The organism is Chryseobacterium sp. KLBC 52, assembly GCF_003347605.1.
Taxonomy (GTDB): Bacteria; Bacteroidota; Bacteroidia; order Flavobacteriales; family Weeksellaceae; genus Chryseobacterium.
In genome coordinates this window covers 211,374-237,473 of the sequence record NZ_QDFZ01000004.1, presented here as the reverse complement: position 1 = coordinate 237,473, position 26,100 = coordinate 211,374, and the positions used below count along the sequence as shown (strand labels likewise).

General features: G+C 37.3%; 37 protein-coding genes. 7 read left to right on the top strand and 30 right to left on the bottom strand.

What is annotated here, in order from left to right:
- Positions 1 to 19: 19 nt before the first annotated feature.
- From rpsD to DDF69_RS05850, 27 genes are all read right to left on the bottom strand, one after another.
- Positions 20 to 628, bottom strand: a complete 609-nt coding sequence (rpsD, locus tag DDF69_RS05980) for a 30S ribosomal protein S4 (RefSeq protein ID WP_062673615.1) — start codon at positions 626 to 628, stop codon at positions 20 to 22.
- A gap of 19 nt (positions 629 to 647) precedes the next feature.
- Positions 648 to 1,037 carry a 30S ribosomal protein S11 gene (rpsK, locus tag DDF69_RS05975; protein ID WP_034694697.1) on the bottom strand — a complete coding sequence of 130 codons (390 nt, stop codon included), beginning with the start codon at positions 1,035 to 1,037 and terminating at the stop codon, positions 648 to 650.
- Positions 1,038 to 1,049: 12 nt separating this feature from the next.
- Positions 1,050 to 1,427 carry a 30S ribosomal protein S13 gene (rpsM, locus tag DDF69_RS05970; protein WP_034694696.1) on the bottom strand — a complete coding sequence of 126 codons (378 nt, stop codon included), beginning with the start codon at positions 1,425 to 1,427 and terminating at the stop codon, positions 1,050 to 1,052.
- A gap of 7 nt (positions 1,428 to 1,434) precedes the next feature.
- Complete coding sequence (gene rpmJ, locus DDF69_RS05965) at positions 1,435 to 1,551, bottom strand: 50S ribosomal protein L36 (RefSeq protein ID WP_007839480.1); 117 nt, start codon at positions 1,549 to 1,551, stop codon at positions 1,435 to 1,437.
- Positions 1,552 to 1,615: 64 nt separating this feature from the next.
- A complete protein-coding gene (infA, locus tag DDF69_RS05960; protein WP_027381317.1) occupies positions 1,616 to 1,831 on the bottom strand; it encodes a translation initiation factor IF-1 in 216 nt (71 codons plus the stop codon).
- Between the two features lie 3 nt (positions 1,832 to 1,834).
- Positions 1,835 to 3,214, bottom strand: coding sequence for a preprotein translocase subunit SecY (gene secY / locus DDF69_RS05955; protein ID WP_034694694.1), 1,380 nt, complete (start codon positions 3,212 to 3,214; stop codon positions 1,835 to 1,837).
- Between the two features lie 9 nt (positions 3,215 to 3,223).
- Positions 3,224 to 3,673: a 50S ribosomal protein L15 gene (gene rplO, locus DDF69_RS05950; protein ID WP_114819950.1), complete on the bottom strand. Its 450-nt coding sequence runs from the start codon at positions 3,671 to 3,673 to the stop codon at positions 3,224 to 3,226.
- Positions 3,674 to 3,694: 21 nt separating this feature from the next.
- Positions 3,695 to 3,871: a 50S ribosomal protein L30 gene (rpmD, locus tag DDF69_RS05945; protein WP_027371710.1), complete on the bottom strand. Its 177-nt coding sequence runs from the start codon at positions 3,869 to 3,871 to the stop codon at positions 3,695 to 3,697.
- Positions 3,872 to 3,882: 11 nt separating this feature from the next.
- Positions 3,883 to 4,404, bottom strand: coding sequence for a 30S ribosomal protein S5 (rpsE, locus tag DDF69_RS05940; RefSeq protein WP_002983245.1), 522 nt, complete (start codon positions 4,402 to 4,404; stop codon positions 3,883 to 3,885).
- A 19-nt stretch (positions 4,405 to 4,423) separates the two neighbouring features.
- Positions 4,424 to 4,777: a 50S ribosomal protein L18 gene (rplR, locus tag DDF69_RS05935; RefSeq protein WP_034694689.1), complete on the bottom strand. Its 354-nt coding sequence runs from the start codon at positions 4,775 to 4,777 to the stop codon at positions 4,424 to 4,426.
- Between the two features lie 15 nt (positions 4,778 to 4,792).
- Positions 4,793 to 5,338, bottom strand: a complete 546-nt coding sequence (gene rplF, locus DDF69_RS05930; RefSeq protein ID WP_110008552.1) for a 50S ribosomal protein L6 — start codon at positions 5,336 to 5,338, stop codon at positions 4,793 to 4,795.
- A gap of 17 nt (positions 5,339 to 5,355) precedes the next feature.
- Complete coding sequence (gene rpsH / locus DDF69_RS05925) at positions 5,356 to 5,754, bottom strand: 30S ribosomal protein S8 (RefSeq protein ID WP_002983236.1); 399 nt, start codon at positions 5,752 to 5,754, stop codon at positions 5,356 to 5,358.
- Positions 5,755 to 5,901: 147 nt separating this feature from the next.
- Positions 5,902 to 6,171, bottom strand: coding sequence for a 30S ribosomal protein S14 (gene rpsN, locus DDF69_RS05920; protein ID WP_002983233.1), 270 nt, complete (start codon positions 6,169 to 6,171; stop codon positions 5,902 to 5,904).
- A gap of 3 nt (positions 6,172 to 6,174) precedes the next feature.
- Positions 6,175 to 6,726 (bottom strand): 50S ribosomal protein L5, encoded by a 552-nt coding sequence (rplE, locus tag DDF69_RS05915; protein WP_034694682.1) that lies wholly within the window; start codon positions 6,724 to 6,726, stop codon positions 6,175 to 6,177.
- A gap of 11 nt (positions 6,727 to 6,737) precedes the next feature.
- Positions 6,738 to 7,064, bottom strand: a complete 327-nt coding sequence (gene rplX / locus DDF69_RS05910) for a 50S ribosomal protein L24 (RefSeq protein ID WP_047427597.1) — start codon at positions 7,062 to 7,064, stop codon at positions 6,738 to 6,740.
- A 21-nt stretch (positions 7,065 to 7,085) separates the two neighbouring features.
- Positions 7,086 to 7,454 carry a 50S ribosomal protein L14 gene (rplN, locus tag DDF69_RS05905; RefSeq protein ID WP_002983226.1) on the bottom strand — a complete coding sequence of 123 codons (369 nt, stop codon included), beginning with the start codon at positions 7,452 to 7,454 and terminating at the stop codon, positions 7,086 to 7,088.
- A 2-nt stretch (positions 7,455 to 7,456) separates the two neighbouring features.
- Positions 7,457 to 7,711, bottom strand: a complete 255-nt coding sequence (gene rpsQ, locus DDF69_RS05900; RefSeq protein ID WP_027371715.1) for a 30S ribosomal protein S17 — start codon at positions 7,709 to 7,711, stop codon at positions 7,457 to 7,459.
- Between the two features lie 12 nt (positions 7,712 to 7,723).
- Positions 7,724 to 7,909, bottom strand: a complete 186-nt coding sequence (gene rpmC, locus DDF69_RS05895) for a 50S ribosomal protein L29 (protein ID WP_034694678.1) — start codon at positions 7,907 to 7,909, stop codon at positions 7,724 to 7,726.
- Positions 7,910 to 7,921: 12 nt separating this feature from the next.
- Complete coding sequence (rplP, locus tag DDF69_RS05890) at positions 7,922 to 8,347, bottom strand: 50S ribosomal protein L16 (protein WP_076596996.1); 426 nt, start codon at positions 8,345 to 8,347, stop codon at positions 7,922 to 7,924.
- Between the two features lie 98 nt (positions 8,348 to 8,445).
- Positions 8,446 to 9,195: a 30S ribosomal protein S3 gene (gene rpsC / locus DDF69_RS05885; protein WP_034694675.1), complete on the bottom strand. Its 750-nt coding sequence runs from the start codon at positions 9,193 to 9,195 to the stop codon at positions 8,446 to 8,448.
- A 7-nt stretch (positions 9,196 to 9,202) separates the two neighbouring features.
- Positions 9,203 to 9,601 (bottom strand): 50S ribosomal protein L22, encoded by a 399-nt coding sequence (gene rplV, locus DDF69_RS05880; RefSeq protein ID WP_002983214.1) that lies wholly within the window; start codon positions 9,599 to 9,601, stop codon positions 9,203 to 9,205.
- A 2-nt stretch (positions 9,602 to 9,603) separates the two neighbouring features.
- Entirely contained in the window at positions 9,604 to 9,882 is a 279-nt protein-coding gene (gene rpsS / locus DDF69_RS05875) for a 30S ribosomal protein S19 (RefSeq protein WP_002983209.1), read from the bottom strand.
- A gap of 2 nt (positions 9,883 to 9,884) precedes the next feature.
- Positions 9,885 to 10,706, bottom strand: a complete 822-nt coding sequence (rplB, locus tag DDF69_RS05870; RefSeq protein WP_027381305.1) for a 50S ribosomal protein L2 — start codon at positions 10,704 to 10,706, stop codon at positions 9,885 to 9,887.
- Between the two features lie 22 nt (positions 10,707 to 10,728).
- Entirely contained in the window at positions 10,729 to 11,019 is a 291-nt protein-coding gene (gene rplW, locus DDF69_RS05865) for a 50S ribosomal protein L23 (protein WP_002983204.1), read from the bottom strand.
- Positions 11,020 to 11,022: 3 nt separating this feature from the next.
- On the bottom strand, positions 11,023 to 11,652 hold the full coding sequence (rplD, locus tag DDF69_RS05860; protein WP_034694672.1) for a 50S ribosomal protein L4: 630 nt from the start codon (positions 11,650 to 11,652) through the stop codon (positions 11,023 to 11,025).
- Complete coding sequence (gene rplC, locus DDF69_RS05855; RefSeq protein ID WP_047427595.1) at positions 11,643 to 12,266, bottom strand: 50S ribosomal protein L3; 624 nt, start codon at positions 12,264 to 12,266, stop codon at positions 11,643 to 11,645. Before rplC ends, rplD begins: the two co-directional genes overlap by 10 nt.
- A 249-nt stretch (positions 12,267 to 12,515) precedes the next feature.
- Positions 12,516 to 13,280 (bottom strand): DeoR/GlpR family DNA-binding transcription regulator, encoded by a 765-nt coding sequence (locus tag DDF69_RS05850; RefSeq protein ID WP_114820020.1) that lies wholly within the window; start codon positions 13,278 to 13,280, stop codon positions 12,516 to 12,518.
- Between the two features lie 116 nt (positions 13,281 to 13,396).
- Here DDF69_RS05850 and DDF69_RS05845 point away from each other — a divergent pair, with 116 nt between their 5' ends.
- From DDF69_RS05845 to DDF69_RS05815, 7 genes are all read left to right on the top strand, one after another.
- On the top strand, positions 13,397 to 14,995 hold the full coding sequence (locus DDF69_RS05845) for a glycerol-3-phosphate dehydrogenase/oxidase (protein ID WP_114819949.1): 1,599 nt from the start codon (positions 13,397 to 13,399) through the stop codon (positions 14,993 to 14,995).
- 10 nt (positions 14,996 to 15,005) lie between these two features.
- Complete coding sequence (gene glpK, locus DDF69_RS05840; RefSeq protein ID WP_114819948.1) at positions 15,006 to 16,502, top strand: glycerol kinase GlpK; 1,497 nt, start codon at positions 15,006 to 15,008, stop codon at positions 16,500 to 16,502.
- 23 nt (positions 16,503 to 16,525) lie between these two features.
- Positions 16,526 to 17,257 (top strand): MIP/aquaporin family protein, encoded by a 732-nt coding sequence (locus DDF69_RS05835; RefSeq protein WP_114819947.1) that lies wholly within the window; start codon positions 16,526 to 16,528, stop codon positions 17,255 to 17,257.
- A gap of 8 nt (positions 17,258 to 17,265) precedes the next feature.
- Positions 17,266 to 18,075 carry a hypothetical protein gene (locus DDF69_RS05830; RefSeq protein WP_114819946.1) on the top strand — a complete coding sequence of 270 codons (810 nt, stop codon included), beginning with the start codon at positions 17,266 to 17,268 and terminating at the stop codon, positions 18,073 to 18,075.
- Positions 18,076 to 18,243: 168 nt separating this feature from the next.
- Positions 18,244 to 18,666, top strand: a complete 423-nt coding sequence (locus DDF69_RS05825; protein WP_114819945.1) for a hypothetical protein — start codon at positions 18,244 to 18,246, stop codon at positions 18,664 to 18,666.
- A gap of 241 nt (positions 18,667 to 18,907) precedes the next feature.
- Positions 18,908 to 19,885, top strand: coding sequence for a hypothetical protein (locus DDF69_RS05820; RefSeq protein WP_114819944.1), 978 nt, complete (start codon positions 18,908 to 18,910; stop codon positions 19,883 to 19,885).
- Between the two features lie 76 nt (positions 19,886 to 19,961).
- On the top strand, positions 19,962 to 22,682 hold the full coding sequence (locus DDF69_RS05815; protein ID WP_114819943.1) for a hypothetical protein: 2,721 nt from the start codon (positions 19,962 to 19,964) through the stop codon (positions 22,680 to 22,682).
- 60 nt (positions 22,683 to 22,742) lie between these two features.
- On the opposite strand, the gene DDF69_RS05810 is transcribed toward DDF69_RS05815, so the two are convergent.
- From DDF69_RS05810 to DDF69_RS05800, 3 genes are all read right to left on the bottom strand, one after another.
- On the bottom strand, positions 22,743 to 25,022 hold the full coding sequence (locus tag DDF69_RS05810) for a zinc-dependent metalloprotease (RefSeq protein ID WP_114819942.1): 2,280 nt from the start codon (positions 25,020 to 25,022) through the stop codon (positions 22,743 to 22,745).
- Positions 25,023 to 25,165: 143 nt separating this feature from the next.
- On the bottom strand, positions 25,166 to 25,663 hold the full coding sequence (locus DDF69_RS05805; protein ID WP_114819941.1) for a low affinity iron permease family protein: 498 nt from the start codon (positions 25,661 to 25,663) through the stop codon (positions 25,166 to 25,168).
- A gap of 145 nt (positions 25,664 to 25,808) precedes the next feature.
- Positions 25,809 to 26,096 (bottom strand): hypothetical protein, encoded by a 288-nt coding sequence (locus DDF69_RS05800; RefSeq protein ID WP_114819940.1) that lies wholly within the window; start codon positions 26,094 to 26,096, stop codon positions 25,809 to 25,811.
- Positions 26,097 to 26,100 lie beyond the last annotated feature (4 nt).

Here is a 26,100-nt window from a genome sequence, read left to right as displayed (position 1 = left end):
CAAAAATTTGATTAAAAAATTATTTAGAGTAAAGTTCGACGATAAGGTTCTCCTTAATGTCCTCCGGAATCTGGATTCTTTCAGGAGCAGAAATGAAGGTACCTTCTTTCTTCTCATCGTTGAATTGTAACCACTCATAGTTTGACTTAGAAGCCAATGCATTGGTAACAACTTCAAGAGACTTAGACTTTTCTCTTACAGCGATTACATCACCAGCTTTTACCAAGTAAGAAGGGATATTAAGAATCTCTCCGTTCACAGTGATGTGTCTGTGAGAAACTAATTGTCTAGCTCCAGATCTTGTTTTAGCAAAACCTAATCTGAATACTACGTTATCCAATCTTGATTCACAAAGTTGTAATAGAACTTCCCCTGTTACACCTTTACTTCTGTGTGCTTTGTCAAATAAGTTAGCAAACTGTCTTTCTAAAATACCGTAAGTATATTTAGCTTTTTGTTTTTCAGCTAACTGAACTGCATATTCTGATTTTTTAGCACCTCTTCTTTTGTTAGGACCGTGTTGTCCTGGCGGTTGGTTTTTTCTCTTTTCGAAGTTTTTGTCATCTCCGTAGATTGCAGCACCAAACTTTCTAGCAATCTTAGTTTTAGGTCCAATATATCTTGCCATAATGGGTAAATTCTAAAAATTAAACTCTTCTTCTTTTTGGTGGTCTACATCCGTTGTGTGGCATTGGAGTCACATCAACGATTTCGCTAACTTCAATTCCTGAATTGTGAATAGATCTGATAGCAGATTCTCTACCTGCACCTGGACCTTTCACAAACACCTTTACTCTTCTTAAACCAGCTTCGTGAGCTACAGCAGAGCAATTTTCAGCTGCCATCTGAGCAGCAAATGGAGTATTCTTTTTAGAACCTCTGAAACCCATTTTACCGGCAGAAGCCCAAGAGATAACCTCTCCGTTTTTATTTGTTAAAGAAATGATGATGTTATTGAAAGAAGCCTGAATATGTGCTTCTCCAATAGCTTCAACTTTTACTTTTCTCTTCTTAACTACTTTAGTTTGTTTTGCCATAATTCCTAACGATTATTTACTAGCTTTTTTCTTGTTAGCAACAGTTTTTCTCTTTCCTTTTCTGGTTCTAGAGTTGTTTTTCGTTCTCTGGCCTCTTAAAGGTAATCCAAGTCTGTGACGTATTCCTCGTTGGCATCCTATGTCCATCAATCTCTTGATGTTCAATTGCACTTCAGATCTTAATTCTCCTTCAACTTTTACGTTTTCTAAGATATAAGTTCTGATGGCAGCCAATTCATCGTCATTCCATTCGTTGACTTTTTTGTCTTCGCTGATACCGGCAGCTTTAAGGATTTCAGAAGAAGTACTTCTTCCAACACCATAAATGTAAGTTAAACCGATAACTCCTCTTTTGTTTTTTGGTAAATCAATACCTGCAATTCTCGCCATAATTTAATTAACCTTGTCTTTGTTTAAATTTTGGGTTCTTCTTGTTGATTACGAACAGTACACCTTTTCTGCGTACGATTTTGCAATCAGCGCTTCTTTTTTTAATTGATGCTCTTACTTTCATTTTGATAGTATTTATTTTTTAACAAGAGCCAAATGGAGATCCGAAGATTCCATTTGGCGTTTGTTTAATATCTAAATGTGATTCTCCCTTTTGATAAATCATAAGGAGACATTTCTAGTTTTACCTTATCACCAGGTAAAAGTTTAATATAATGCATTCTCATTTTACCAGAAATATGAGCGATAAGAATATGCCCATTTTCTAGTTCTACACGGAACTGAGCGTTCGAAAGTGCTTCCGTTATAACGCCGTCTTGTTCAATATGTTTTTGTTTTGCCATAAATTAATATCCAGTCGTTCTTGATAATTTAGACTGCATTAAGCCATCATAATGATGGTTCAGCAGATATGTATTAATCTGTTGAACTGTATCTAAAATTACACCCACCATAATTAATAGGGACGTTCCCCCAAAAAATAGGGCAAACGCATCTGTCTGAACAAAGGTTCCATGCACAATTGCCGGAAGGATTGCAAAGATAGACAAAAATATTGCACCTGGCAAGGTAATTTTTGATAAAATATCATCTAAATAATCAGCGGTCTCTTTTCCTGGTCTTACTTTTGGTACTAAACCTCCATTTCTCTTCAAATCATCAGCCATCTGGTTTACCGGAATTGTAATCGCAGTATAGAAAAATGAGAAGATAATAATTAATAGCGCAAACAATACGTTGTACTGCCAGCTAAAAACATTCTTGAAACCTGCAAGAAAAGTATTAGACTCATCGAATTTTGTTAATAATCCTGGTACGAACATCAATGCCTGAGCAAAGATAATCGGCATTACACCAGCAGCATTTACTTTCAATGGAATCCATTGTCTTGCTCCCTGCATAAGATTTCTGTTTACACCTCCTCTTGCTTGAGCTCTGCTTACATACTGAATTGGGATTTTTCTAACAGCAACTGATAAGATCACTGCTAAAAGAACAACCACCATCCAGAATAATACTTCAATAAGGATCATGATAGATCCCATTCCTCCTTTTCCGTTCTGCACGGCCATCTCCTGTACGAATGCCTCAGGCAATCTTGAAAGGATCCCCACCATAATAAGGATAGAGATACCATTTCCGATTCCTTTATCGGTAATCTTTTCACCTAGCCACATTGCAAATACTGAACCGGCAACCAAAATAACAATACTTGGTAACCAGAACATGATTGAATTTGGCTCTACATAGTATGCAGACTGGAACTGAGCATATGGTAAGAATAATTGAGTAATAGAAGTTAAGTAAGAAGGCGCCTGTACCAGACAAACTCCAATCGTTAACCATCTTGTAATTTGGTTCAATGTATTTCTACCTGACTCTCCATCTTTCTGAAGCTTCTGAAGATAAGGAATAGCCATCCCCATCAACTGAACAATAATAGAAGCAGAAATATAAGGCATGATTCCTAACGCCATTACGGAAGCGTGGCTGAAAGCTCCCCCCGTAAACGACGAAAGCAAGCCAAGGAGACCTGCTCCTTGCTTGTTACCGCCTTGATTTTTATAATGCTCTAAGAGATCTCCCACCTCTGCAAGGTTAATTGCAGGAAGCGAGATATAAGATGCGAATCTATACACAAGGATAATACCTAAAGTAAAGAGAATTTTATCTCTAAGTTCTTTAAGACTCCAAATATTTTTAAGTGTTTGTATAAATTCTTTCATTAGTAAGTATTATAAGGTAATTGCTTTTCCACCTGCTTTAGCAATAAGCTCTTCAGCAGATTTAGTGAATTTGTCAGCAGAGATTGAAACCGCAGATTTCAATTCTCCTCTACCCATAATTTTCACTAATTCGTTTTTAGAAATTATCCCGTTTGCTATTAGAACTTCTTTCGTGATTTCTCCAGTGATGGATTTGTTCTCGATTAAAGTTTGGATAGTATCAAGGTTAACTCCTCTAAACTCTTTTCTGTTTACGTTTTTGAATCCGAATTTAGGTAATCTTCTTTGTAAAGGCATCTGTCCACCTTCGAAACCGATTTTTTGAGAATAACCAGCTCTAGCTTTCTGACCTTTGTGTCCTTTTGTTGAAGTACCTCCTTTTCCGCTACCTTGACCTCTACCAATTCTCTTTGAGTTGAAAGTAGATCCTGCAGCAGGTTTTATGTTATTTAAATTCATTTTAATTTCTCTTTTATAAAATTATTTTTGAACTTCAAGTAAGTGTCCTACAGCAGCGATCATTCCTAAGATGGAAGGAGTAGCTTCATGTTCTACAACTTGGTGAAGTTTTTTTAATCCTAATGCTTCAAGCGTTCTCTTTTGGGTTTTTGTTCTACCAATAGCGCTTCTTACTTGCTTTACTTTAATTGTTGCCATTGCTTTAATTATTAACCGTTAAACACTTTACTTAGAGAAATCCCTCTCATTCTAGCGATTTCTTCAGGTCTTCTGATGTCTAATAACGCTTTGAAAGTAGCTTTCACCACGTTGTGAGGGTTAGAAGATCCTTTAGATTTTGAAAGGATATCGTGAATACCAGCAGATTCCAATACCGCTCTTACCGCACCTCCGGCGATCAATCCTGTACCGTGAGAAGCAGGTCTTAAGAAGATATCTGCACCACCGTATCTAGCAGTAGTTTGGTGAGGGATAGTATGGTTCATTACAGGAACTTTCACAAGGTTTTTCTTAGCGTCTTCAACTGCTTTAGCAATTGCAGAAGCAACCTCTTTAGATTTTCCTAAACCGAAACCGATAACACCTTCTTCGTTACCTACTACAACAATAGCAGAAAATCCGAAAGCTCTACCTCCTTTGGTTACTTTTGTTACTCTGTTAACAGCTACGAGACGATCTTTTAATTCTAATCCTCCCGGTTTTACTCTTTCTATATTATCTAGTCCTAACATATTTTCCGAAATTTAATGATTAGAATTTAAGTCCACCTTCTCTTGCACCATCAGCCAGAGCTTTTACTCTACCGTGGTATACGAATCCGTTTCTGTCAAATACAATACTTTCGATTCCTGCAGCGATAGCTTTAGCAGCGATAGCTTTACCAACAGCAGCAGAAACTTCAGTCTTAGTACCTTTAGCGTCTACACCTTTCTCTCTTGAAGAAGCTGATGCTAAAGTTTTACCATTTTTATCGTCGATTAACTGAGCGTAAATTTCCTTATTACTTTTGTATACAGATAATCTTGGCAATTCAGAAGATCCAGAGATTTTCCCTCTTACTCTTCTTTTGATTCTTATTCTTTTTTCTAATTTACTTAATGCCATAATACTTATAATTTATTAAGCAGATTTACCAGCTTTACGTCTAACAATTTCTCCTACGAATCTTACACCTTTTCCTTTGTATGGTTCAGGCTTTCTGAAAGAACGGATCTTTGCAGCTACCATTCCTAGAAGTTGGTTGTCGTGAGACGTTAAAGTAATAATTGGGTTTTTACCTTTTTCAGTCAATGTATCAACTTTTACTTCACTTGGAAGTTCTAATACGATACCGTGAGAGAATCCTAAAGCCAACTCAAGTTTTTGACCTGCGTGTGAAGCTCTATATCCTACCCCTACTAGTTCAAGTTTCTTTTCGAAACCAGCACTTACACCAACAATCATGTTGTTGATTAACGCTCTGTATAAACCGTGAAGCGCTTTGTGTTGTTTAGAATCAGATGGTCTGTTTACGTTAAGTTCACCATCTTTTTGTTCTATAGTAATTCCTGCAGTAAGCTCCTGAGAAAGTTCTCCTTTAGCTCCTTTTACAGTTACTACACCGTTGTTTTCAGTGATTGTAACTCCTGCTGGAATTGTTATAATTGCTTTACCAATTCTTGACATTTTCCTCTGATTAAAAATTAATAAACATAGCAGATTACTTCACCGCCTACTTTCTCTTCTCTAGCTTTCTTGTCAGTCATTACTCCTTTAGAAGTAGAGATGATAGAAATACCCAAACCGTTTAGTACTCTTGGAAGCTCAGCTGAACCTTTGTACTGTCTCAAACCTGGTCTAGAAGCTCTTTGGATAGACTTGATAGCCGGTTTGTTAGTTTGCTTATCATACTTTAAAGCGATTTTGATCACTCCTTGAACAGCGTTATCTTCAAACTTGTAGTTTAAGATATACCCTTGATCAAATAGGATCTTAGTAATCTCCTTTTTGATTTTCGATGCAGGAATTTCCACCACTTTGTGGCCTGCGCTTTGTGCGTTCCTTACTCTAGTTAGGAAATCTGAAATTGGATCTGTTACCATTTTTCTTTTATAAATTATTGGTTAAAGAACAATCAGTTTTGCAAAGACTTGAAGAGTAAAATATCAGACTTCAGAAATCTTCGGTCTGATATTTTTATCTTTAGTATCTGAACAACTTAATTGTTCCGATTTTTTAATTAGTAATAATTACCAACTAGCTTTTCTTACACCTGGGATAAGACCGTTGTTTGCCATTTCTCTGAAAGTTACTCTGGAAATACCGAACGTTCTCATGTATCCTCTTGGTCTACCTGTTAGTTTACATCTGTTGTGTAATCTTACAGGAGAAGCATTTTTAGGCAATTTTTGAAGTCCTTCGTAATCACCAGCTTCTTTAAGAGCTTGTCTTTTAGCAGCGTATTTAGCAACTAGTGCTTCTCTTTTGCGCTCACGCGCTTTCATTGATTCTTTAGCCATTTCTTAGTTCTTTTTAAATGGTAAACCGAAGTGAGTTAATAATGCTTTAGCTTCTTTATCTGTTTTCGCAGTAGTAACGAAAGTGATGTCCATCCCCTGGATTTTTTTCACTTTGTCAATTACGATTTCAGGGAAGATAATCTGCTCAGTAATACCTAAGTTGTAGTTACCTCTACCATCGAAACCATCAGCTTTGATTCCAGAGAAATCTCTGATACGAGGCAAAGCAGAAGCAGTAAGTCTGTCTAAGAATTCATACATCTGGTTTCCTCTTAGGGTAACCTTTGCACCTACTGGCATACCTTTTCTCAATTTGAAAGCAGCTTCGTCTTTCTTAGAGATTGTACCAACAGCTTTTTGACCTGTGATATTTGTAAGCTCTTCTACAGCATAATCAATGATTTTTTTGTCTGCAGTAGCATCACCTAAACCTTGTGATACAACGATTTTCTCTAATTTAGGTACTTGCATTACTGACTTATACCCGAATTCTTCCATCATTGCAGGAACAATTGTCTCTTTATATGCTTTTTTGGGTCTTGCTATATATTCCATGTTAATTCAAATTATAAAGTTTCACCCGTTTTTTTGTTAATTCTTACTTTCTTATCTCCTTCGATTTTGTAACCGATTTTGATAGCTTTTCCGTCTTTACCAACTAAAGCTACGTTTGAGATATGAATAGAAGCTTCCTTCTCAGTAATTCCTCCTTGAGGATTAGAAGCTGAAGGCTTAACGTGTTTTTTAACGATGTTAAGTCCTGCAACGATTACTCTTGGGTCTCTACCTTCTTTCTTGATCACTTCAATAACTTCACCAGTCTTACCTTTGATATCTTTCTTACCAGTAGTAATGATTACGTTATCTCCTCTTTTTATTTTTAACTTTGACATTTCTTTTAAAAATTTTTAAAATTAAAGTACTTCAGGAGCTAATGAAATGATTTTCATATATTCTTTGTCTCTCAACTCACGAGCAACTGGTCCGAAAACACGCGTTCCTCTCATTTCTCCCGCTGCGTTTAGTAATACACAAGCATTGTCGTCGAATTTGATGTATGAACCATCTTTTCTTCTTACTGCTTTTTTAGTTCTTACTACTACAGCTTTAGATACCTGACCTTTTTTTGCGTTTCCAGATGGCGTAGAATCCTTGATCGTAACAACGATTTTATCACCAACTGAAGCATATCTTCTTCTGGTTCCTCCCAGAACTCTGATCACTAGTACTTCTTTAGCACCTGTGTTATCAGCAACTTTTAATCTTGATTCTGTTTGTAACATTATTACTTAGCTTTTTCAATGATTCTTACTAATCTCCATCTCTTGCTCTTGCTCAAAGGTCTAGTTTCCTGGATCAAAACTGTATCACCTTCTGTGCATTCGTTGTTCTCGTCGTGTGCAGTATATTTTTTCGTTTTCAAAACGAATTTACCGTACATCGGGTGCTTTACTCTTGTAGTTTCACTAACAACAATAGTTTTTTCCATTTTATTGCTGGAAACCACTCCGATTCTTTCTTTTCTTAAATTTCTATCCATTGTAAAATGAAATTATTGTTTGTTAGTTAACTCAGTGTTTAGTCTTGCGATTGTTTTTCTCAAATCTCTGATTTGAATCGGGTTTTCAATTGGGCTGATTGCATGAGCCAATTTCAATTTAGAATATTGAGCTTTTGCTTCAGTTAATTGAGCTTGAATATCACCCGCGCTTAAATTTTTAATATCAGCATTTTTCATTGTATTCAAAGATTATAGAGGTTTAACAAAATCGTTAGCAACGATGAATTTAGTAACTACTGGTAATTTTTGTGCAGCAAGTCTAAGAGCTTCCTTAGCGATATCGTAAGGTACACCTCCAACTTCGAACATAATTTTACCTGGTTTTACTACAGCTACCCAGTATTCAACAGCACCCTTACCTTTACCCATACGTACTTCCGCTGGTTTCTTAGTAATTGGCTTATCCGGGAAGATTTTGATCCATAGTTGACCTTCTCTCTTCATATATCTTGTCGCAGCGATACGAGCTGCTTCAATCTGTCTTGCAGTGATCCAAGCTCCTTCCGTTGCTTTGATCCCAAAAGTTCCGTATGCAAGTTGACTACCTCTTTGGGCATTCCCCTTCATCTTCATCTTGTGAACTCTACGGAATTTGGTTCTTTTTGGTTGTAACATAATTTCTAAATTTTAGATTTTAGATTTTAGATTTTAGATTTTTTTTAATTTTAAAAAAGTAACGGTAATTTAAAATTCAAAATTTCTAATCTAAAATTTTAATTATTATTGTTATTGTTGTTGTTTTTTCTAGGTCTTCTGTTGTCTCTGTCTCCTCCTCTGTTTCCTCTGTCTGACTGACCTCCTTTTTTCTGTTGTCCCACTAGTGGAGAAAGTTCTCTTTTACCGTAAACTTCACCTTTCATGATCCAAACTTTAACCCCTAGTCTACCGTAAGTAGTGTGAGCTTCTGCCCAGTGGTAATCGATATCAGCTCTGAAAGTTGACAATGGAATTCTTCCTTCTTTGAAAGATTCTGATCTTGCCATTTCAGCTCCGTTTAATCTACCAGAGATCTGAACTTTGATACCTTCAGCACCCATTCTCATAGTACTTGCCATTGCCATTTTAACAGCTCTTCTGTAAGAAATTCTGTTTTCAATTTGCTTAGAAATACTATCAGCAACTAGTACAGCATCTAATTCAGGTCTTTTGATTTCGAAAATGTTGATTTGAATATCCTTACCTGTAAGTTTCTTCAACTCTTCTTTCAATTTATCAACTTCCTGACCTCCTTTACCGATGATAAGTCCCGGTCTAGCAGTAGTAATAGTTACTGTAACTAATTTTAAAGTTCTTTCAATATAAATTTTTGAAATACCACCTTTAGATAATCTAGCTTCAAGGTATCTTCTGATTTTGTAGTCTTCAGCGATTCTGTCTCCATAATCGTTTCCACCAAACCAGTTAGAATCCCATCCTCTGATGATACCTAATCTGTTACCAATTGGATTTGTCTTCTGTCCCATACCTTGATTAATTTTCTTTGTTACCTAAGATTAATGTAACGTGGTTAGATCTTTTTCTGATTCTATACCCTCTACCTTGCGGAGCTGGTCTTAGTCTCTTCAATTGTCTTGCACTATCCACAAATATTTCTTTAACGATAAGGTTTGCTTCCTCGATGTCAGCACCTTCGTTTTTCACTTGCCAGTTAGCCATAGCAGAAAGAAGTAATTTTTCTAACTTGTTAGAAGCATCCTTCTTAGAATATTTTAGGATATAAAGTGCTTTGTCTACCTGCTCTCCTCTAATGATATCAGCAACTAATCTCATTTTTCTTGGAGAAGACGGGCAATTATTTAATGAAGCTTTTACAACGTCTTTGTTAGCTTCTTTTCTTGCGATTGAACTATCTTGTTTTCTTGATCCCATGATTATCTGCTTCCTTTGTTTTTGTTACCACCATGACCTCTGAAAGATCTTGTTGGAGAAAATTCGCCTAACTTGTGACCAACCATGTTTTCTGTAACGTAAACCGGGATAAAAGATTTCCCGTTGTGTACAGCAATAGTTTGTCCTACGAAGTCCGGAGAGATCATAGATGCTCTAGACCAAGTTTTGATAACTGTCTTCTTACCAGACTCTATATTTGCCTGAACCTTCTTATCTAAAGTATGATGAATGAACGGTCCTTTCTTAAGTGATCTTGCCATAATTATTTTCTTTTAGATACGATGTAACGGTTAGACACTTTGTTTTTCTTTCTAGTTTTGTAACCTTTAGCTGGTTTACCGTTTCTAGATCTTGGGTGACCTCCTGAAGAACGTCCTTCACCACCACCCATTGGGTGATCTACTGGGTTCATTACAACCGCTCTTGTTCTTGGTCTTCTACCTAACCATCTGCTTCTACCAGCCTTACCTGATACAGTTAATTGGTGATCTGAGTTGGAAACAGAACCAATCATTGCCATACATTCAGTAAGGATCATTCTTGATTCTCCTGAAGGTAACTTGATGATTGCATATTTACCATCTCTGGAAGTTAATTGAGCTGAAGAACCAGCACTTCTTGCTAAAATTGCACCTTGTCCAGGCTTCATTTCAACACAAGAGATTACAGTACCCAATGGAATGTTTTTCAATTTCATTGCGTTACCTACGTTTGGTTCAACGCTTTCTCCTGATACTACTTTCTGATCAACTTTGATACCGTTTGGAGCGATGATATATCTCTTCTCTCCGTCTGCGTACTCTAATAAAGCGATAAATGCAGTTCTGTTTGGATCGTATTCTACAGATTTTACAGTGGCTTCAACGTTTGCTTTGTTTCTTTTGAAGTCAATAATTCTGTATTTCTTTTTGTGTCCACCTCCGGTGTAACGCATGGTCATTTTACCTGTTTGGTTACGTCCACCTGACTTTTTAATACCAACTGTTAGAGATTTCTCTGGTTTGTTGGTAGTAATTTCCTCAAAATTGTTTACAATTCTGAATCTCTGTCCCGGGGTGATAGGTTTTAATTTTCTAACAGACATTACTATTATTTATAATTAATAATTAATTTACAGCAAAAATATCGATAACCTCACCTTCAGCAAGTTTGATTACCGCTTTTTTCAATTTATTTGTCTTTCCTACTTGAAGACCTTTTTTAGTGTACTTTGAAGAAACCTTCGGAGCATAAATCATTGTGTTAACGTCTGCTACTTTTACACCGTAAGCTGCCTCAACAGCTTTTTTGATCTCGATTTTATTCGCCTTAGGATTCACTAAGAAAGAATAAGAACCTCTTAAATCTGTAAGGTAATTAGCCTTTTCTGAAATAACTGGTTTAATAATAACTGACATGATTTATTTCTTTAAATTTTCCTGGAATTTTTCAACTGCACCTTCGAAGAAAATGATCTCACCAGCGTTTACTAAATCGTAAGAACTGATCTCGTTGAAGTTCATTACTTTAGTTTTAGGTAAGTTTCTTGAAGATAAATACACATTCTTGTTAGCTTCAGGAAGAACGAATAAAGATTTTTTACCGTTAAGTTCCAATGCATTTAATACATTGATGAAATCTTTAGTCTTAGGAGCGTCAAAGCTCACATCTTCTAAAACTTTAATGCTGTTGTCTCTCATTTTTTGAGATAAAACAGATTTTTTAGCCAATCTCTTAAGAGCTTTGTTCAGTTTGAATCTGTAGTCTCTTGGTTTTGGTCCGAATACTCTACCTCCACCTCTGAATACTGGAGATTTGATATCTCCGTATCTAGCAGATCCTGATCCTTTTTGCTTCTTAAGCTTTTTAGTAGAAGCAGTAATTTCGCTTCTTTCTTTTGCTTTATGAGTACCTTGTCTTTGAGCAGCAAGATACTGTTTAACTTCTAAGTAAACCGCGTGCTGATTTGGCTCAATTCCGAATACTGTTTCGTCTAGAGTTACTTTTCTTCCGGTCTCCTTTCCTGATGTATTTAATACTACTAGTTCCATTTTCTGATAATTACATAAGAATTTTTAGCTCCCGGAACAGCACCTTTTACTACTAAAAGATTTTGTTCTTGATCAACTTTTAACACTTGAAGGTTTTGAACAGTTACCTGCTTACCTCCCATTCTTCCAGCCATTCTCATCCCTTTGAATACTCTTGAAGGGTCTGAACCAGCACCGATAGAACCTGGAGCTCTAAGTCTGTTGTGCTGACCATGAGTTGCCTGCATTACACCTCCAAATCCGTGTCTCTTAACAACACCCTGGAAGCCTTTACCTTTTGAAGTTCCTGTTACGTCAACATATTCACCTTCAGCGAATAGATCAACTTTTACTTCTTCTCCTACTTTCACTTCAGCGAATCCGTTGTGGAATTCTACTAATTTAGCTTTAGGAGCAGAACCAGCCTTTTTAAAATGGCCAGCTAACGCTTTACCAACGTTCTTCTCACTCTTGTCATCGAAACCTAACTGAACAGCTGTATAACCGTCGTTTTCTAAGGTTCTGACCTGTAAAACCGAGCATGGACCAGCTTGAATAACTGTACAAGGAATGTTTTTCCCTTCTTCGTTAAACAAAGATGTCATACCGATTTTTTTACCAATAATACCTGACATTGTTTATATTATAATAAAATTTATCCTTTATTTATCACCATTTTTCGGAAGTCTGAAGTAATTTCTACTTTTGATATAGGCATACTACGCCCCTAAAATGAGTGTGCAAATTTATGAATAATTTTGTAACTGACAAATATTTCGACTAAAATATTTTGATTTTTAATCAATTAGATAATTTTGAAAAAATTCAGAACCAATTTCCCAAAGATTTATTTTGATTTTTAAAAAGAAATTAAGATGAAGACCTTACTGAGCCATTACCTTCACTCCCACTTCTTCCAGCCCGGCCCTGTCCTCAGCACAAATGCCACTATCCGTAATAAGATAATCCACCTGATCCAAGGCTGCAATCTTTCCGAATCCTTTCTTATTTAGTTTGGAAGAATCCGCAAGAATCACCGTCTGATCTGCACATTCCATCATAATCTGATTCAGATGAGCTTCTGCAGCATTGGAAGTACTGATTCCGAACTCAGGATCAATTCCATCTACGCCCAGAAAAAGTTTATTGCAAGAAAACTGTTTTAGAATTCCTTCAGAAATAGAACCCACTATAGAAGTAGAGCTTTTTCGTACCTCACCTCCCAATTGTATAATATTAATGTTAGGATTATTACAAAGTTCAATTGCCACCCGTAAAGAAGATGTCAATACCGTAAGCGGCCCAAAATTCACCAGCATTCTGGCAAGATAATGCATGGTTGTTCCGGACGCCAGTATAATACAATCATTTTCCTGAATCAATGACAATGCTGCTTTGGCAATCACCTGTTTCGCCTCCACATTGATGCTTTCTTTCTCCCCTACATTTTTTTCATAAGCATATCTTACCTGCTTGCTTGCTCCTCCATGATTTCTGAAAAGAAGCCCCAGGCTTTCGAGATAGTTCAGATCCTTTCGGATCGTAACTGAAGAAACATTGAGCTTTTCACACAGATCCTGAACAAGCACATGTCCTTTCTCATCCAGCTCTTTAAGTATTTCATCCTGCCTTGGTAATAGCTTTTCCATTTTATTCGTTTCATCAAAATTACCGTTTTTTTTCGACATCTTAAAATTTCATTTATTTTCTTTTTGCTTTCATTTTTAATTTATATATTTGAAAACGAAACATAAACGAAACATTTATGAAACGAAACGAAGAACTCAGTAAGTTAACCAATGTAAAAGAATGGGACTTTATTGTCATAGGAGGAGGAGCCAGTGGTTTAGGTTCAGCATTAGATGCGGTAAGCAGGGGATTCAAAACTTTATTACTTGAATCTCATGACTTCGCAAAAGCAACATCCAGCAGAAGTACCAAATTGGTACACGGCGGAGTTAGATATCTCGCTCAGGGAGATGTCGGATTGGTAAAAGAAGCATTAAAGGAAAGAGGACTCTTAGCAAAGAACGCCGCTCATATCGTAAAAAATCAGTCTTTCATTATCCCCAACTACACATGGTGGGGAGGAATCTACTATAAGATAGGTTTATCTGTTTATGATTTCCTTGCGGGAAAACTAAGCCTGGGTAAAACGAAATACATCAGCAAAGCGAAAACAGTGGAAAAGCTTCCTACTATTGAACAAAATCATTTAATGAGTGGTGTTGTTTACCAGGACGGACAGTTTGACGATGCCAGACTTGCGATCAACCTTACCCAAACGATCATTGAGAAAGGGGGAAGTGCCGTTAACTATGTGAAAGTAATCAACCTTTTGAAAGATGCTTCTGATAAAGTAATAGGCGTCGTTGCAGAAGACCAGTTTTCCAAACAGCAATATCAGATACACGGTAAAGTAGTGATCAACGCAACCGGTGTATTTACAAATGATATTCTTAATATGAACAACCCTAAGCATGGTAAACTTGTAGTACCAAGTCAGGGAATTCACCTGGTACTGGATAAATCCTTCCTGAAAAGCGATGATGCCATCATGATTCCGAAAACATCGGACGGCAGGGTTTTATTTGTTGTGCCATGGCATGACAGAGCCTTGGTAGGAACTACCGATACTCTTTTGAAGGACGAAAGCTTTGAGCCTCGTGCACTGGAAGAAGAAATCAGCTTTGTTTTAAATACAGCAAGACAATATTTGGCTAAAAAGCCAACGCGTGAAGATGTAAAATCTGTTTTCGCGGGTCTTCGTCCGCTTGCAGCTCCTAAAGACGGAAGCAAAAGTACCAAAGAAGTTTCCCGAAGCCATAAAGTTATTACTTCAGAAACCGGATTAGTTTCTATTATCGGAGGAAAATGGACCACCTACCGTAAAATGGCAGAAGACACCGTAGACGAAGCAATGAAAGTTCACAGGCTGGGAAATAACCCATCTAAAACGGAGCATCTTTCTATTCATGGAAATGTAAAACCGGAACAGGTAGACAGAACCAACCATCTCTACGTGTATGGATCTGATATTCCTGCTATCAAAGCATTACAACAAAGCAATCCGCGTTACGATCAGAAAATCCATCCGGATCACCCTTTCACCGTAGCAGAAGTAGTATGGGCTGTAAGATCCGAAATGGCAGAGACCATTGAAGATATTCTGGCAAGAAGAGTACGTCTACTGTTCCTGGATGCCAGAGCAGCTATAGACAGTGCTCATAACGTAGCAAGAATCATTGCTGAAGAGAAAGGATATTCTGAAGAATGGGCTCAGCAGCAGGAAAATGAATTCATTGAATTGGCAAAAGGGTATTTATTAACACCTTATTCCCCTAAAGTTATCAACCTAAATTAGCACTATATACATGAATGAAAAGCTTATCCTCGCTCTAGATCAGGGAACAACTTCCTCCAGAGCGATTCTCTTCAACCATAGTGGAGAAATAGAATATGTATCTCAAAAAGATTTCAGACAAATATTTCCTACCCCAGGCTGGGTAGAGCACGATCCAAACGAAATCTGGTCTTCGCAGATCTCCGTAGCAGCAGAAATTATAGCAAAAGCAGGAATCTCCGGACTGGAAGTTGCCGCTATCGGAATTACCAACCAACGTGAAACTACCATTGTTTGGGATAAGGAAACCGGCGAACCTATCTACAATGCTATTGTATGGCAGGACCGAAGAACTTCAAAATACTGCGACGAACTGAAAGAACAAGGACATGCAGAAACCATCAAAGAAAAAACAGGATTGGTTCTGGATGCTTACTTTTCAGCCACTAAGTTAAAATGGATTCTTGATAACGTAGAAGGAGCAAGACAGAAAGCCGAAGAAGGAAAATTATGTTTCGGAACTGTTGATACATGGCTTGTATGGAAACTGACTCGTGGAAAAATGTTTATCACTGATGTTTCCAATGCCAGCAGAACAATGCTTCTTAATATTCATACTTTAGAATGGGATAATGATTTATTAGAATTGTTTGACATTCCTAAAAACATTCTTCCTGAAGTAAAACAAAGCAGTGAGATATACGGAGAGACCGCTACTACTCTATTCTCTACCAAAATTCCAATCGCGGGTATTGCCGGTGACCAGCAGGCTGCTTTATTCGGACAGATGTGCACCACTCCGGGAATGGTAAAAAACACTTACGGAACAGGATGTTTCTTATTAATGAATACAGGAACGGAAGCTGTTTCTTCTAAAAACAATCTTCTAACAACAGTAGCCTGGAAAATCAATGGAAAAGTGAACTACGCTCTCGAAGGAAGTGTATTCGTAGGAGGTGCCGCCATCCAATGGCTAAGAGATGGTCTTAAGCTTATTCATTCTTCTGATCAGGTGAATGAACTGGCCGCTTCAGTAGAAGATAATGGAGGCGTTTATTTTGTTCCTGCATTAACTGGCCTTGGTGCTCCTTACTGGGATCAGTATGCCCGTGGAACTATTGTAGGAATTACCCGCGGAACGACCGATGCCCATATCGCAAGAGCAACCCTGGAAGGAATTGCATTTCAGGTTTATGATATTGTAAAAGCAATGGAAGCCGATTCCGGAAAAGCAAGTCTTGAATTAAGAGTAGACGGTGGTGCATCTGCAAGTGATCTTCTGATGCAGATACAATCTGACCTTTTCGGATTTAAAATCACAAGACCGAAAACACTGGAAACTACAGCTCTTGGAGCTGCCTACCTTGCAGGACTTGCAGTAGGATACTGGAAAAGTATCGACGAAATCCAGGAACAATGGATTGTAGATAAAGATTTCCACCCTCAATTAAACAGAGAACAGGTGGATAAAATGACCCATTTCTGGAAGAAAGCTGTAAAAAGCGCTCAAAGCTGGATAGAAGATTAACTCACTCATCAAAAAAAACTTATATGACCCCATTTATTGCAGAAGTAATCGGAACGATGCTTCTTATATTGTTAGGCAACGGTGTTGTAGCCAATGTTGTCTTAAAAGATACGAAAGGAAATAATTCCGGATGGATTGTTATTACTACCGCATGGGCATTGGCCGTATTTGTGGGAGTAACCGTTGCAGGGCCAATAAGTGGGGCCCATCTGAATCCGGCTGTAACCATTGGTCTTGCGACTGCAGGAAAGTTTTCGTGGGACCTGGTTCCCTCTTATATTGCAGCGCAAATGATCGGAGGAATGCTGGGTGCATTTTTAGTATGGCTGTTTCATAAAGATCATTTTGCCATTACGGAAGATGAAGGAGCAAAACTGGCATGTTTCAGTACAGGCCCGGCTATCAGAAAAACATCTTCCAATCTTATCAGTGAGATCATCGGAACTTTTGTACTGGTATTCTGTGTTTTCTACTTTGCAGATCCAAGTATTTCTTTGCAGACAGATCCAGCAGCCAAAGTAGGCCTGGGTTCCATCGGAGCGATCCCTGTTACCTTTGTAGTATGGGCAATTGGTTTATCTCTGGGAGGAACTACAGGCTATGCCATTAACCCGGCAAGAGATCTTGCTCCAAGAATCATGCATTCCATTTTACCTGTAAAGGGAAGCAGTGATTGGGGATATGCGTGGATTCCTGTAGTAGGTCCGGTTACAGGAGCTATTATTGCAGCAGTATTATATGGATTCTTAAAATAAAACACACGATGAAAAAAATCTTAAAAGGAATCTTCTTTCTTGTTTTGGGCACAGGAAGGTTATTTTCGCAGGAAAGTGGCGAAAACAAGGAATCCAGAGAAGGCAGACTTGATTTTACAGCCAATATTCAGAATAATCACTTGTGGAGAGGCCCTATCATCACCGATAAACCTGTTGTAATGGGAAATCTGTCATATGCCCTGGATGCGGAGAAGAAATGGAAGGTAGGAATCTGGGGAGCATCTGCACTGGCAGATGATAAAGACAACACCCATTATAAAGAGATCAATTATTATATTCAATATTCTGACGGACGTTTTTATATCGGACTATGGGATCTTTATAACTCCAGAAACATCAATACTGCAGTAGCTGCAGATGACATCTTTAGTTACTCACAGAGAAGAACTGCCCATATTATTGATTTAAGAACCAACTATACTTTCGGGCCATCATTCCCGATCAATATTGAGGCTGATATCATGCTGTATGGAGGAGCCAATGCAGGAGAAGTAATTCTGGAAGCTGATGGAAGTTATAAAAAGAACAGATATTCTACCTATGTACAGGCAAGCTATCCTGTCATCAAAGGACAGAAAGTCAATCTCGATGCATTCGTAGGAGCAGGATTCGCTCTCAACGACAAAACCTTTTTATATGGCAATGGCCAAAACAGCTTTGACATCGTAAATGTAGGGGTAAAGGCTGGAAAGGTTGTTAAGATTACTGATCATTACAGCCTTCCGGTATCCATGATGGCGATGTGGAATCCATCGAATAAGTTTGCAAGGATTCAGCTTGCGGCAACCGTTTTTTAATCAGATTTTAACTCAATTATAGAAGCCACTCCTTTTGGGGTGGCTTTATCATGATGTTGTGATCACGAGATTACTATATTTAATTCAACATTTATTCTAAAGTATAATAACCGTTTTTTTACGGTAGCTGTTTTGCTTAAATATCTTTACTTTTGAAAAAAATAATCTATGAAAAAGTTTTTCAGTGTAATAATTCTGTGCATCAGCATTTTTACGTGGGCACAGCAGACAGAGCTTCCTTTTATTGGATACAGAGCTTTTGATATCATGAAAGGATATAGTGGCACAGGAACTCCTCATTATTATCTGGATCTTAAAAATAATGGTGATGTACATTTTGGATACGTCCAGGTGAATCAGGCCAGCGGAGAAGAAACCACAGAAGAAATCAATGTTGGTAAATACTCACCCAATAAGGTAATGAAAGTGGTTTTTAAAAAATTTGAAGAAACGTTTTTCGTGAAATTCGATAAGGATAAAATCTACCTTACCGATGAAAAAGGTAACGTTAAAAATCTTGAAGGCTGCTGCTCAGCCAGTGAGAGCCTCAACAAAGAAACCTGTACCTGCGAAAGCGAATTTTTTAAGTAGTACAATAATATATAGAAAAAGCCATTCCGTCAGGGGTGGTTTTCTTGTTGTTGGGAACCACCCCGTCAAATTATAAATTTGCCGCCCCTCCGGAGGAGGGGAATAGTTATACAATCGACTACATTTAAACAAGTCATAATATGTAAATACGATATTTATTTGCTTCCTACCTTTAATCACCGGGATTTTACGGTTTATATTCTGCCAAAATATCTTTAATTTTGAAGGGTGATTTACACCAATGAGACATTTAAAAATTTTATTTCTACTTCTTCTCTTTTTTACTGTATCATGCAACAGGAAAGAGAATCATCCTTACACGTTTTATTACTGGAAAACCAAACTGAAGCTTGACAATGCAGAAAAGAAAGCATTAGATAAAGCTGCAGTTCCTTATTTATATACCAGATTCTTTGATGTAGATAAAGTGAACGGGAAATTTCAACCCGTTGCTGTAATCACTAAAGACGCAAGTTTTCAGACAGATAAACAGATTGTTCCTACGGTTTTCATTACTAATCAGACCTTATTGGGTATCTCATCAGAAGAGATCAGATTTCTGGCAGAAAGCATTCATCTTTTAATTCAAAAGAAAGCAGAAGAATATCACCTCAAAACCAATCATGAAATTCAAATCGACTGTGACTGGACAGCCGGAACAAGAAATGATTATTTTAAATTCCTGAAAGAACTCAAAAAAATTTCAGGAAAAGAAATTACCTGTACACTTCGCCTTCACCAGGTGAAAGATAAAAAGCAGACCGGAATTCCTCCTGTGGAAAAGGTATATCTGATGTGCTACTCTACTTCATCGCCTTTGGAAAAGTCTGATAAGAATTCTATTCTGGATGTGAATATTCTGAAAAGCTACCTTTCAAAAATGGAAGACTATCCTATCAAGAATGTTGAAGTGGCACTTCCTATTTATTCGTGGGGAATTGTTACCAATCATTTAGGAAAACATAAACTTATTAATGCCTTATCGAAAAGAGATCTGGAAAACTCCGATTTCAAAAAAATTTCAGATCACGAAGTTGAAGTCATGAAAGACGGATTCTACTTTGGAAGTTATTTAAACAAAGGTTTCAAAATAAAGGTAGAAGAAATCTCCGAAGAACAGCTTAACGATGTCATTGCGTTTTTACAGAAAAAAATCCCACATTTTAATATTATTTATTATCAATTAGATAGTAAATTTGTCTTAGACCGAAAATTTTAATCTCCTGGAGATAGAGGCACACTTGCCAGAACACTACATCATACAATATTAAAACTAAAAAAACACTGCACACCCTATGAAAAAGTATATTCTTTCACTTGCGGTTGTATCACTTTTCTATACCCAATCTGACGCGTGCGCGTGGTCAGATCCTGATTATGATTACTTCAACCTTTTTACGCAAACCATCATCAAGGACAAGGCCTACCTTCCTTTTCTGCACAATTATTCAAGCAGATTTTATGGAGGATATAATTCGGCATTGATTCCTGATGACAATGTGGAAACCTGGAAAAAGTTCTTCAACAATCAGCTGAGCTATTCTGAAACCCAGAATCTGGTGTATAAGATCAGTATGAACGACCTGAATGCTTTAAAGAACGGAAATCCAACCAACCCTCTTTTGCAGAAACTAGGTACCGGATTTTATCAAAAATACAAAGAAGGTATTGATTATTTGATTGAAGCCAAATATCTTGAACCTTATATGAGCATCAATTATATAGAAAGTGAAAACTCATTCTATTACGACAGGGATGCCAACAGAAAAAATGCTACTGCTCTCGATTACCATAAAACGATCTCAGCTTTAACCTCTTTATACAATGCAGCGAGAAATCCTGAAATCAAACAACGTTACGGATATCAGCTGGTACGTCTGAATCATTATACAAGAAATTACGATTCTGCTGTGCAGGCTTTCAAAACATATGTTGCTCCTATCAAACTGAAAGGAACGGTCTACTTCATGTCTCTGGACCAATTGGCAGGAGCACAAAGAGGATTGGAAATGAACAGTGATGCCAACTGGAACTTCTTTCAGGTATTCATGAACAGCAAAGACCGTAAGGAATCTGCATTTGTTTCTATGAAGCTTTCAGACACGGCCTCTTTCAGCAATATCATGAAAAGAGCCAACACGAATGAGGAAAAGAATATGGCTTATTTCCTGCTAGGCTATGAAGACTTCAACAATCCTATTCCGATGATGGAAAAGATGTATGAAATCAATCCTGATTCTGAGATTCTGAAGGTAATGGCTGCCAGAAGTATCAATGAACTTGAAAGAAGCTATCTGCCTACCTACTATTACACTTCCGATGCTCAAAAAGCAGAAGCAAAAGAAAATTCTAAAGATAACACTTCAAAAGATAAATCAACAGATCAAGCCAAAACTGAGGTAAAGGAAGAAAAGCTTTCTTTCTGGCAGAAAATTGTAAGGTTCTTTAAAAATCTTTTCGGAGGTTCAAAATCTGACAAAAAAGGTGACAATGCTAAAGCAGACCAAAGTGATGATGAGTTGTTCAGCAATCCGGACAGAATTCCATTCTATAACAGAACAGGGTATTATTACGATGAGAAGACACAGGACTTCCTTAATGACCTGGAAAAATTCACAGACAAAACAAAAGAAAAGTCTAAGGATGAATACTGGCAGATTGCAGATGCTTATCTTAAGTTTTTAAAGAAAGACTATAAAGAAAGTTCTGAAATTCTGAATGACATCAAAACGGCCAATCCGGAATATCTGGAGGAAATCAAAAGAATGAAAGTTCTTAATGATATTGTTTCCCAGCCGAAAATTGATGCAGACTATGAAGACCATCTGATGAAAGAGTATGCGGAATACTTTGTAGAGAAAAAAGTAGAGAAAGACACTGCCACTACAGATAATTTTGATTACTATGGTGAAGTACCTTCTACAGCAGATTTCCTGAAGGATGTTATTGCGAACCGTTATTTCCTTCAGGGTGAGGATGGAAAATCATTCCTGATGAACAATAAACTTTCAGATTTGCAGTACAACCCGAACTCCAGTCTGGTAAAAAGCGTAGAAGAATTTTACAGAAAGCCTGATAAAACCCAGTTTGAGCAGCAGATCATCGCCAAAAACATGGACAGTGTAGGTAATATTGATGCCTTCTTCAATACGATTTATGGAGACCGAGCCATGAGACTTGCCGATTTTGAAAAGGCGAAATCTTATTATGAAAAAGCAAAAAGCTTTGCGGGGATTCCAAGACAAAATTACGAATGGACAGAAAAGAATGGCCAGACCATCACTCCAAAACAATATGCTCCTGCAGAGTACAACGGATTTAAAAATATTTCAAACCTTGTCTTCGGGCATAATGTTTGGGAAAGTTTCGGAAGCCCGGATAGTGAAAGTATGAAAGCAGAAAACTACACTGATTTCCCTTTCATTACAACAAGCATGGATAAGCTTCAACTTGCTGACGCATTGATTCAATTGAAAAAGATTGGAAACGGCACAGGTGAAAAAGCAGCAAAAGCCAATCAGCTTATCGGAAACTTATTGTACAATACTTCTATTTTAGGATACTACCGCGAATTGTTTGTTATGGATATCGACAATAGTAATGGCGGGAAATACGATTTCTGGAATACAGACAGAAAGAACCCTTACAAGTATTATTATAAAAACTTCCTTGATACGTCTTATATTGAACCTGATAATTTTGACCTGTCAATCAATTATTATCAAAAAGCACTTAAGCTTTCCAATAACAAAGAGGAAAAAGCAAGAATCTTATTCCAGATGGCAAGTGCTGAACAAGGTAAGTATTACCAATATGAAGCGAAAGCTCCAAAAGACTTTGATTATTCTGATCCTAAATGGTCTGAAAAAGAAGATGCCAGACAAAAGGAAATGGATAATCTTAAAAACCAGAAATACAGAACCTATTTCGCTCAGTTGAAAGCTCAGTATTCTGATACTGAAACAACGAAGAACTTAATGGGAAGCTGTAGTTATTTCAACTATTTTATGAGATAATACAACCCATAAAAAAACCTCTGATGACTCAGAGGTTTTTTTTATAGGTTTTTTACTGGGTTACTTCTTCACAAACTTGGTTGTGCTTTTCTCTTCCTTATTATTGATGGTAATAAAGTAGACTCCTTTCACAAGAGTTCTTACATTAATTTTCCCATCTTCTATCGTTCCCTTTGCAATCACCTGTCCAGGAGCACTGAAAATTTCATAAGAAGCACCTGAAGAAATATTCGTGACGTTCAGTACATCTTCTGCAGGATTTGGATAGATTTTAACAGATTTCACATTTCCGGCTTCAGCCACTGCCAATAATCCGGATACTGTAGCCTTCTTTACAGCATAGAAAACGTTTCCAATGGCAGAAACTCTCAAGTAAATGGTTTTTCCTGCTAAAGATGCCGGGATAAAAACATTCGCTGATCCAGTGTTTGGAACTGATGCAGCAAGGTCATTCCAGGTAACTCCGGCATCTTCTGTATAATCAATTTTTACATTAGCTACATTATATGGAGAAGCAGTGGTTCCTGAAACAGTCCATGCAATTGCAGAATTGGCATTGGGTGTTAATGATGTTGTATTTACAGTAAACGCGGCTGCAGATCCTACAACTACAGTCTGAGTAGCATAAGCAGTCTGAGCCTGTCCACCCGGCTTATTATCTCTCACCGTCACGCGGAAGTTTGTAGTTCTTGCTACTTTACTTGCAGCTTCAAAATCCGTTGTATTTTTTACAGCTCCTCCCAATACGGTTGCCAGCTTAGGGAAATATCTGGTAGGACTTGTTGTAGGTGCCCAGGATCTGAAATTAGCTCCAGATGATGTACCACCTATAGCTGAAGCGCTATCACCTGTACCCGCTGATTTACCAATACCATTAGCTAATAAACTGGAATTTACCTGTTCCCAGCAATAAGTCAGGGCATCTCCATCCGGATCTGTTGCTGATGCTGTCAGTACAAATGCTGTAGATTTAGGAATGGTATAGGTTGTATTCATTGCTGCTACAACTGGTGGATTATTGGTGATAGGTGTTTCGACATCAGCAGTTACTGCAGCAAGATTATCCTGCACCTGGTCAATGCTTACACTATGAAAATAGGCATCAGAATGTTTCTGAACGTCTGTATTGTCACCTGTAATTCCTGCATAGCCCATAATCGTAGATCCTGATCCCGGTTCCATATAGGTAGTAGCTCCTATATTTTCATTATAACTATAGGTATGGTTATCTCCCAACTGATGTCCCATTTCATGGGTTACAAAATCAATATCAAAGGCGTCTCCACTTGGTGGTAATTGAGCTGTACTGTTGCTATTCCATGTTCCACTCACGTAATAATCAATTCCTGGAGAGGTATATCCACTTCCTTTATAGTTATCCGGAGTAGGTAAATTTCCGCAAGAAGCAGCTGTACTTGTAGAAATATCATTACTTCCGACACAGCCAATACAACCTGCATTTCCGCCACCACCTGTAGCACCGAATAGGTGTCCAATATCAAAATCATTATCAGTAACACCATAAGCTCCTCCATGCAATGTATTCATCAGTTCATAATTCCATTTACACATCTGGTCGGAATCACTGTAGGGATCATTAGCAGAATTGGTAAAGATCAGGCCCGGAGCATTTATTGCATTGACATGTACATTAAATTCTTGTTCAAACACACCATTTACTCTTGACAAAGTAGCATTAATCTGAGTAAGTGCGCCAGCAACTCCTCCGAAATAAGTAGTGTATTCACCGGTCACTGACATAGCAAGCCTTAAGGTGTGAAAAGTTTTATTATTAGATCTTGCAGTAATACCTGCACTTTTCAGCTTTTGAAGATTGGCAACAGATTCCTTATTTTCCTTTGTAGAACATGTAAATGCATATCCGTTTTTATTAGTTTTTCCATGTACGGAATAAAATGACTTATCAGATGTTGCCGGCTCTATAAACTCATATTGGCCGTCGGCACCAATGATCATGGACTGAAAATCATTGGGGGCAACACTGAACCTGATGTATTTGGTTGGGTCGTCTACTCCGGTTCCAACGTAGGATCCCAGCTGATATTTGTTAGCCAACGTCTCATCCATTACCGGGAAACTGTTGACTGCAAATTTCTCTATTTTTCCTTCAAGAGTGGGAATGTTAATCGTGATGGGAGAACCTTCACCTATTTTAGGAGCTCTTAGCAGCTGTGTTCTTATTTGATCAATATCAAGCTGATAATAAACAGAATAATCACTTTTCTTTATTATTTTTTGTTGAGGTACCCCTCTGCTCCACTGGGCATTTGCTGATATTGCTAACAGAAATACCGGCAAGCAAAATAATTTTTTTTTCATGTTTTTTTTTCAATAAATCTAGATATTTATCAAAAAAAACGCTAAAAACCAAATAAAAAAATAAGAAAAAACAGCAAATTACCTATAATGCCTATAGTGTGTTATAAAAAAAATAACAATATTTAAAATATTATAAAATATTATTAATCAATCCTTTTTTGTTCTTTTTTCTGTATCCACTCTTCATGTTTTCTTTTAAAAAACTCAAATTTGTAGTCATGATTTCTTTGTGCTGCATCAATAGAATGCGACATATGGATATCCGCATCTTTTTTGGCAAGTTCGCCCAGCTTTTCATAATAGATGTGAAGCTGATCCAGTTCCGCTTCTGTAAGATCTTCAATATCCACAATACGGTTGCTTGCTTTTTCATGAGCGGCAATAATTTCATTGAGCTTAATCTGTATGGCTTTCGAGTCTTTATTCTGAGCTTTCTGAATAAGGAATACCATCAGAAAAGTAATGATTGTTGTTCCGGTATTGATTACCAGCTGCCAGGTTTCGGAATAGTCAAAAAAAGGTCCGGAAACTGCCCATACTACTACGATAAGAAAAGCTCCTATAAAGGCATATGGACTTCCTGTAAATTTTACAGCCCAGTTTGAAAATTTCTCAAAAAAGCTATGGTTCTTTTTTCCCATGGTCGTCATTTTATATGATGGATTAAATGTATAAAATTAACGGGAATCACGAATAATAAATAGTAAATACTAACAAAAAAACATTAAGACAAAGTATTGTCCTAATGTTTTCAAATTAAAATTGATATGAATGTTTGATAGTATGTTATTTGATTTTCCCTGAAAAACGGTTTTCAACATTTAGCTTTTCTTCTGCTATGATGCTCCTTCCTACCTGTCCAGGTGAAAAAGTTTTTGGATAAGAGATATTATTCCAATGATCTTTCCAGGGAGAAATATTACCCCAGGAATATATACTTCTGGGATTTGTGTAATGTCTTTCTATATTTTCTCTTGCTGTTTTCAGTTCTTCTTCGGATAAATGTTCTTCGGAACATGAAGTTAAACCGGCAATGGCAATGAATACTAAGGGTACTGTTCTGATAATTTTCATACTA